The organism is Gemmatimonas sp., from assembly GCF_044345575.1.
Taxonomy (GTDB): domain Bacteria; phylum Gemmatimonadota; class Gemmatimonadetes; order Gemmatimonadales; family Gemmatimonadaceae; genus Gemmatimonas.
On the sequence record NZ_JBIJAW010000141.1, the window covers coordinates 1 to 8,329 of the forward strand.

The 8,329-nt window shown below is 67.0% G+C and carries 4 protein-coding genes; 2 read left to right on the top strand and 2 right to left on the bottom strand.

Features of this window, described 5'->3' with window-relative positions:
• Nucleotides 1–8: 8 nt before the first annotated feature.
• The gene (locus ACIQ6O_RS09665; protein ID WP_396207583.1) at nt 9–2,327 is read right to left on the bottom strand and encodes a S9 family peptidase; all 2,319 of its coding nucleotides are present in this window, start codon (nt 2,325–2,327) and stop codon (nt 9–11) included.
• Nucleotides 2,328–2,403: 76 nt separating this feature from the next.
• Here ACIQ6O_RS09665 and ACIQ6O_RS09670 point away from each other — a divergent pair, with 76 nt between their 5' ends.
• A complete protein-coding gene (locus ACIQ6O_RS09670; RefSeq protein WP_396207584.1) occupies nt 2,404–5,709 on the top strand; it encodes a glycosyl hydrolase in 3,306 nt (1,101 codons plus the stop codon).
• Between the two features lie 219 nt (nt 5,710–5,928).
• Complete coding sequence (locus ACIQ6O_RS09675; RefSeq protein WP_396207585.1) at nt 5,929–6,165, top strand: hypothetical protein; 237 nt, start codon at nt 5,929–5,931, stop codon at nt 6,163–6,165.
• A gap of 252 nt (nt 6,166–6,417) precedes the next feature.
• On the opposite strand, the gene ilvD is transcribed toward ACIQ6O_RS09675, so the two are convergent.
• On the bottom strand, nt 6,418–8,124 hold the full coding sequence (gene ilvD, locus ACIQ6O_RS09680; protein WP_396207586.1) for a dihydroxy-acid dehydratase: 1,707 nt from the start codon (nt 8,122–8,124) through the stop codon (nt 6,418–6,420).
• Nucleotides 8,125–8,329 lie beyond the last annotated feature (205 nt).

Below are 8,329 nucleotides of genomic sequence, written 5' to 3' on the forward strand. Positions count from 1 at the left end.
CGCCGATTTCAGGGCCCCTTCACATCGATCTTCTTCTCGGCCTTCGGGTCCTCCAGCGTCTCCAGCACCTGCCGCCACGAGAACTTGTTTCCCTTGCCCAACACGTAGTAATCCATCCACGACATCTCGCTCATGCTCTTCACGAGCCGGTTGCGGGCGTCGGGGATCCCGTGTGTGAAGCCGGGATACATGAACAGCTCGGTGGGCACGCCCACACGCTTGAGGCCCATGTGCAGCTCCACGCTCTGCGGGCTGGGCACGCGCGGGTCACCTTCCACCACGTGGATCATCGTGGGCGTCTTGGCGTTGCGGATGAACTGAATGGGGGACTGGCGCCAGTAGGCGTCGAAGTCGTCGTACGGGAGCTTGTCACCCAGATAGTGCTGCCGGTTCCGCTGCACGTCGGACTGGGCGTACATCGAGATCCAGTTGCTCGTACCGGCGCCGCTCGAGATGGCCTTGAAGCGCGTCGTGTGCGTGAGAATCCAGTTGCTCCAGTGTCCGCCGGCGCTCCAGCCGAGCACGCCCATCTTGGTGCTGTCCACGAGACCGGTGGCAACCAGATGATCAACGCCGGTCATGATGTCCTGATAGCCGGGGTCGAAGTAGTTGCCGACGATGCCGTTCTTGTGCGCCTCGCCGTAGTTGGTGCTGCCCCGGTAGTTGGGCATGAGCACCGCCCATCCCTGCCCTGCATACACCTGCGCGCCGTAGCCGCCGTTGAAGCTGAGCTGATCGGCCGACGCGGGACCGCCGTGAATGGCCACCAGCAGCGGATACTTCTTGCCGGGCTCGTACCCCACCGGCTTCACCAGCACGCCGCCCACCGGCTTGCCGTCTTTACTGGTCCAGGTGATCTCGGTCTCTTCGCCCAGCGCGAGTTTCTCACCGACCCACGGGTTGGCGTCGGTGAGCTGCACCCACGCGGCGCGCTTCGTGAGGTCGGCCAGCGTGGCCACCGTGAAGAGATTGCCGGGCGACATCGGATCCTGATAATTGAACAGGATGCGCTTGGTCTCCTCGTCCTCATTGACGGCGATCACGCCCTGCACGTTCGTCACCGGCTTCACCTTGCCGGTCGCCACATCGAGCGCGAACAGCTGCTGCGTGGCCTTGTAGCCCTCGTTGAAGTAGATGGTCTTGCCGTCGGCCGACCAGAAGCCGACGCTGTTGTCGCCGTCGAGATCGCCGACCTTGCGGAACGCTCCACCCTTGGCCGCCACGTCGCGTACATACACGCGGCGATTCTTCATGTTGTACTTCGTCATGTCGTCCGACGCCGAGAAGGCGATCGTCCGCGAATCGGGGGAGAAGCTGAGCGCACTCTCGGCGTTCTCCTCGTTCTGCGTGAGCCGCTCGATGCCGTTGCCCTGCGTGTCCAGCAGGAAGACGTCGGCGTAGATCCCTTCCTCGGTGATGTTGCGCTTGTAGCGGTTATTGGGCACCGCGTTGAAGCCGAGGTATCGTCCGTCGGGCGAGATGGTGAAGCCGGTCACCGCCATGCTCGTGTCGCGCGTGAGCCGCGTGGTGGCATACTGTGGCGACGCGAGATCGACCATCCACAGGCTCGCCGTGGGCTCCTCGGCGTTGCGCACGTTCACCGTAAACTTCTTTTCGCGGCGCAGGCGCTCGTCGGTGTCGACGGTGTCCGCCGAGAGGAAGTAGATGCGCTTGGAGTCGGGCGCGACGCGCCAGTCGCCGACCCCGGTGCGGTGCTTGGTCAGCTGGGCGGGAGCGAGAGAATCGAGCGGCGTGCCGCTCTCGAGCCGGCTCACGGCGATCGCATAGAGCTGCTCCTCGGTGGCCTTGCCGCTGCGGTACACCAGCCACTGGCCGTCGCGCGTGAACGCGTAGTTGGCCACGCCCTGCGCCGCGTTGGTGATGCGGCGCGCTTCGCCGCCGTCGGCGCGCATCATGAACAGCTGCTGCTGGCCGGCGGTGGCCGCCGGCGCTTCGCGGTTGGACGCGAAGACGAACCATCCGCCCTTGGGGGCCCAGCGCGGGCCACTCTCGTTCTTCGTGGTGGTGAACGTGAGCTGCCTGGAGGTGCTCACCCCGCGATCGGTCGCCACCACATGGATGTCTGATTGGGTGGTGGCTTCCTTCCAATCCGGCGTGGTGACCGTATAGAGCACGTGGCGCCCATCGGGGGAGACCGACGCCCCGCCGGCGCTCCGCACGTACTGCATGTCGAGGAAGGTCATGGGGCGCTTGCCGGCAACCGGCGCTTGGCCGACCGCCATATGGAGCGGTACGGCCAGCAGGGCGACGGCCATCGGCCAGAGGGGGCGCGACGATCGACGGGCGTGGGACGGGAGGGCCAGCATCGTGAAAGACTCCTCATGAAGGGGTGAGAGGCGAGCCCATCTTGCACCGCGGGAGGCAACTGAGCAACGTCTCCGGATGTCTCCGAACCGCACTCCTTCGCGTGGCGCTCGCGTCACCCTCTTTACGACGGCGACGCTCTGGTCGCTGACGGCCGCCCCGTCCCTCAGCGCCCAGTCAGCCACCAAGCCGACGCGCGCCCCCGATCGTCCGGCCTACGACCCGGCCCTCTACAGCGACGGCGCGAAAACCTCGCGGGCGTTCAAGTCGCTCAAGTGGCGCCTCGTGGGGCCCTTCCGCGGCGGCCGGTCGACGGCCGTCACGGGCGATCCCACCCGGCCGCTGGTCTTCTACTTCGGTGCCGTGAACGGCGGGGTCTGGAAGACCACCAATGCCGGGCAGACGTGGGAGAACATCACCGACGGCAAGACCGACCTGTCCAGCGTGGGCGCCATCACGGTGGCGCCGAGCGACCCGAACGTGATCTGGGTGGGAAGCGGCGAGGGGAAGCCGCGCGAGGACATCACGTACGGCACGGGCGTGTATCGCAGCACCGATGGCGGCGACACGTGGGTGTCGCGCGGGCTGGCCAACACGCAGCACATCACCAGCCTTCGGGTGCATCCGTCCAACCCCGACGTGGCCTATGTGACCGCGCTGGGGCATGCGTTCGGGCCCAGCCCCGACCGTGGAGTGTTCCGCACCACCGACGGCGGCGTCACGTGGAAGAAGGTGCTGTTCCTCGATGACAGCACCGGCGCGGCCGATCTGTCGATCGACGTGACCAATCCGCGCATCCTGTATGCGAGCATGTGGAAGTTCCAGCGCACGCCCTGGGGTATGGATGCGGGGGCGGGACGCAGCGGGCTTTGGAAGAGCACCGACGGTGGCGAAACGTGGACGGAGCTCACCTTCAACCCGGGGATGCCCAAGGGGCTCATCGGCAAGATCGGCGTGTCGGTGTCGCCGGCGAACCCACAGCGGGTGTACGCCAATATCGAAGCGCAGGACTCGCTGGGCGGCGTGTTCCGCAGCGACAACGGCGGCGAGAGCTGGGCGCGGGTGAATAGCGAGCAGAAGTTCGTGGTGCGCCCGTACTATTACATGAGCATCACGGCCGACCCGGTGAACGAAAACACCGTGTACGTGATGAACCTGCAGGTGAGCCGCAGCATCGACGGCGGCCGCACGTTTACGACGACGCGCGTCCCGCACGGCGACACCCACATCATGTGGGTGGACCCCAAGAATCCGCAGCGGCTCATCAACGGCAACGACGGCGGCGCCACCATCTCGCTCGACGGTGGCCGCACGTGGAGCTCGCAAAACAACCAGCCCACGTCGCAGTTCTACCATGTGACCACCGATCAGTCGCAGCCCTATCGCATCCTCGGCGCGCAGCAGGACAACAGCACGGTGAACATCGCGCACCGGAGCGATCGCGGCAGCCTCACCGAACGTGACTGGTATCCGGTGGCCGGCTGCGAGAACGCGTACCTCGCGGTGGATCCGCGCGACCCCAACGTGACCTTCGGCGGCTGCTACATGGGCCAGCTCACGCGTCACGATGCGCGTACGAACATGCGTCGTGACGTGTCGGTCTGGCTCGGGAACTACGACGGTATCGCCGCGGCCGACGTGCCGCAGCGTTTCCAGTGGACCTTCCCCATCCACTTCTCGCCGCACGATCCCGACGTGCTGTACACCGCGTCGCAGTATCTGTGGCGTTCGCGCAATCAGGGCGCGAGCTGGGAGAAGGTCTCGGGTGATCTCACCCGCCACGATCCGATGACGCTCGGGCGCAGTGGTGGCCCGGTGACGGGCGATATGACGGGTACGGAGTGGTACGCTACTATTTTCGCGTTCGCCGAGTCGCCGGTGACGAAGGGCGTGCTGTGGACCGGGAGCGACGACGGCCTCATTCACGTGTCGCGCGACAACGGGGCCACATTCACCAACGTGACGCCGAAGGCGTTCGGCCCGTTTACGCGCGTATCCATCATCGACGCGTCGCCGTTCGATGCCGGGACGGCGTACGTGGCGGCGAACCGCTATCAGCAGGACGATTTCGCCCCGTACCTGTTCAAGACCACCGACTACGGTGCCACGTGGACGCGCATCGACGCGGGCATTCCCCTGGGGTCGTATACGCGCGCGATCCGCAGTGACACGAAGCGTCGCGGCTTGTTGTTCGCCGGCACCGAGACGGGCGTGTACGTGTCGATGAACGACGGGGCGAACTGGGAGCCGCTGCAGCTCAACCTGCCGCGCGTGGTGATTCGCGACCTGCGGGTGCACGAGAATGATCTCATCGTAGCCACGCACGGCCGCGCGTTCTGGTCACTCGATGACCTCTCGCCGTTGCGCGCACTCAGCGGCGAGGTGATGGCCAAGCCGGTGCATCTCTTCGCGCCGGCGCCGGCCGTGCGCTGGGTGAGTGGCGGCGGCAGCGGGCGTGCGTCGCTCACGGCGGGCGCCAATCCGCGCTACGGGGTGAACATCGACTACTGGCTCAAGGACGCGCCGAAGCAGCCGATCACGGTGCAGCTCCTCGAGCAGGGCGGCACGGTGATTCGCACGTTCTCGAGCGCAGCCGCTCCGAAGAAGGACAGCACGGGACATCCTGCCGCCGATTCCGCGGCCGCACGCATCCGTGCGAAGCAGAGTGCCGAAGCGCTGGCGTACGATGCGGCTGATTCGGTGGTGCATGCCCGCGCGGGCGCCAATCGCTTCACGTGGGACCTGGCGTATCCGGGGCCGAAGACGATTCCGGGCGCGATCGTGGACGACGGCTCCACCGATGGCCCGACGGCGATGCCGGGTGAGTATGCGGTCCGCCTCATCGTGGGCAAGGACACGTTGTCCCAGCCGTTCTCGGTGCGTCCCGACCCGCGGGTGACGCTCACGGCCGCGGAGTACAGGGCGCAGTTCGATGCGGCGAACGCGGTGGGCGCGCGCGTCACGAGCATCACGGAAACGGTGGCGCGCATTCAGGACCTGCAGCGTCAGCTCGACGAGCGGTCACGGCAGGCGGGCTCGCAGGCGTATGCCAAGGAGGTGCGTGACGCGTCGAGTGCGCTGCGCAAGAAGCTCGAGGCGGTGCGCGCGGAGATCTACGAGGTGTACACCAAGGCGGATCAGGCGACGCTGAACTATCCGATCAAGCTGTACCAGATGTTCCTGTCGCTGAACGGGCAGGTGCTCGAGGGGACGAACCCGCCGACCAAGCAGCACGGCGAGATCACGAGCGACCTGGGCGGCAAGCTGGATGTGCAGCTACGCACGTTGCAGGGGCTCGAGGAGAAAGACCTGAGCGAGTTCAACGCGCTGCTGTCGAAGTTGGGCGTGCCGAACGTGTTCGTGCCGAAGAAGCCGATCGGGTGACCATCGCCCCGGGTGGCTCCCGCTCACCCGGTTCGCGGCTTGCTTCGGGGGTGGCCGTGCGCGCTTTCGCGCGCCGGCGTCACCCCCTCAGAGAGCCGCTCACCGGGCGGCGGGGCCGCCGGGGCTCACATCACGTTTGCGCGAACTGAGGCGTGAGATGTGAGAGTAGCTTCGCAGCGCTCGCTTGTGCGATGTGCGTGGTGAGCGCATCGTAGCCACATGGAACGTCAGCACGTCCTTGCCCTGATCGTTGCCTGCACCGTCGTGGCGGTGCTGCTGTGGTTTGCGCAGCCGACACGCCGATGGGCGGCGCTGTATCCGCTAGGCGTGAGCGCGAACGTGGCCGCCAGCGCAGCGCTCGCGCGCGACGTGCGCTGGTCGATCGCGCTGAGTGTGCTCGCGATCGCGCTGTACGCGACGGCGTTCCTGTTGCAGCGGGCGGCCGCGAGGCGCTGAGCGCCTCGCGCGGAACGCTGATCCGTCACTGTTCAGCGCGCGCCCACGCGATGCGAGCCTCGGCGGCCCCGCCGCCTCGTGAGCGGATCCCTGAGGGGGTGACGCCGGCGCACGGAGTCGCGTAGCGACGCAGTGCGCACGGCCACCCCCGAAGAGAGCCGCGAACGAGGTGAGCGGGCGCCAGCCGGGGGCTCGCGCGCCGCGAACTCGCGAACTCGCGAACTCGCGAACCGCGAACCGAAAACTCGAGACCTACGCGTCCGCGTACACGTGGGTCTCGGCCTTGGCGCCGGGGTGCGTGACCGCCCCATAGCGCGCGGGGCCCACGGTCTGGGCGAAGCGCCAGATGGCACCGCTCTGATAGTCGGTGGCCCGCGGCTGCCAGGCGGCGCGACGCGAGGCGAGTTCTTCGTCGGTGAGCCGCACATGCAGGGTGCCAGCGGCCGCGTCGATGTCGATGATGTCGCCGTCGCGCAGCAGGGCAATTGCGCCCCCCACCGCCGCCTCCGGGCCCACATGGCCGATGCACAACCCACGCGTGGCGCCGCTGAAACGGCCATCGGTAATGAGCGCGACGTGCTCGCCCATTCCCTGCCCGTAGATGGCACTCGTGGTGCTCAGCATCTCGCGCATGCCGGGGCCGCCTTTGGGCCCTTCGTAGCGAATCACGAGCACATCGTTCTTGTCGTACTTCCGCTCCATCACGGCAGCGAAGCACGCCTCTTCACTATCGAAGACGCGCGCCGGCCCGCTGTGCGTGAGGTGCGACAGCCCCGCCACCTTCACGATTGCGCCGTCGGGGCAGAGGTTGCCGGTGAGTCCCACCAGTCCGCCCGTAGGCGAGAGCGCCTGCGACACCGGCATCACCACCTTCTGGTCACCGGGCACGACGACATCGGCAAGATTCTCGGCGAGTGTCTTGCCCGTGACCGTGATGCAGTCGCCGTGCAGAAAACCACCGTCGAGCAGCGACTTGAGCACCACGCCCGCGCCGCCGATGTCGTGCACGTCCTTGGCGAGATACTTCCCGCCCGGCTTGAGATCGGCGATGAGCGGCGTGCGCTTGAACACTTCGGCGACATCGAACAAGTCGAAGTCGATCCCGCATTCGTGCGCGAGCGCCGGCAGGTGCAGCGTGGCGTTGGTGCTGCCCCCCGTGGCCGCCACCACGGCCGCGGCATTTTCCAGTGACTTGCGGGTGACGATCATGCGTGGCCGCAGCCCGTCGCGCAGCAACCGCATGACGGTTTCACCGGCGAGTTCAGCGTAGCGATCGCGGGTTTCGTACGCCGCCGGTGGACTGGCCGAACCGGGGAGCGCGAGCCCGATGGCCTCGCTCACGTAGGCCATGCTGTTGGCGGTGTACTGGCCACCACACGACCCGGCACCAGGGCACGCTACCTTCTCGAGCGCCGTGAGTTCTTCGAGCGAGCACTTCCCTGCCGCGTACGAGCCCACGGCTTCGAACACGTCGAGCACCGTGACATCGCGATCGTGGTACCGCCCGGGCAGAATGGAGCCGCCGTAGAGGAACACGCTCGGCACGTCGAGGCGCACCATGGCCATCATCATGCCGGGGAGCGTCTTATCGCAGCCGGCGATGCCGACGAGCGCATCGTAGCAGTGCCCGCGCACCGTGAGTTCGATGCTGTCGGCAATCGTCTCGCGACTTACGAGCGACGCCTTCATGCCCGCGTGCCCCATGGCGATGCCGTCGGTCACCGTGATGGTGGTGAACTCGCGCGGGGTGCCGCCGCCGGCAACGACGCCGCGCTTCGCCACTTCGGCCTGCCGCTTGAGCGCGATGTTACACGGGGCCGCTTCGTTCCAGCTCGAAACGACGCCGACGAGCGGCCGGGCGATCTCCTGCTCGTTGAGCCCCATGGCGTAGTAGAACGCGCGATGCGGGGCGCGTTCGGGGCCGTGCATGGCGTGGCGGCTGGGGAGCTTTGGGGACATCGCGCGTGGGGGCGGGTGGGTTCAACGGCAAACTGCAAACTGCAGACGGCAGGAACTACAGCACGCAGACAGGAGAAATATGGTACAACAAAACGGGCGCAGCCGCTTCGCGGCGCGCCCGATTTCCTTTGCGTCTTGGCCATCGCCGGCGCGCGCAGCGCAGGCCGGCGTGTTGTTCTACCGCATTCCTCCGTGACTGCGCGCT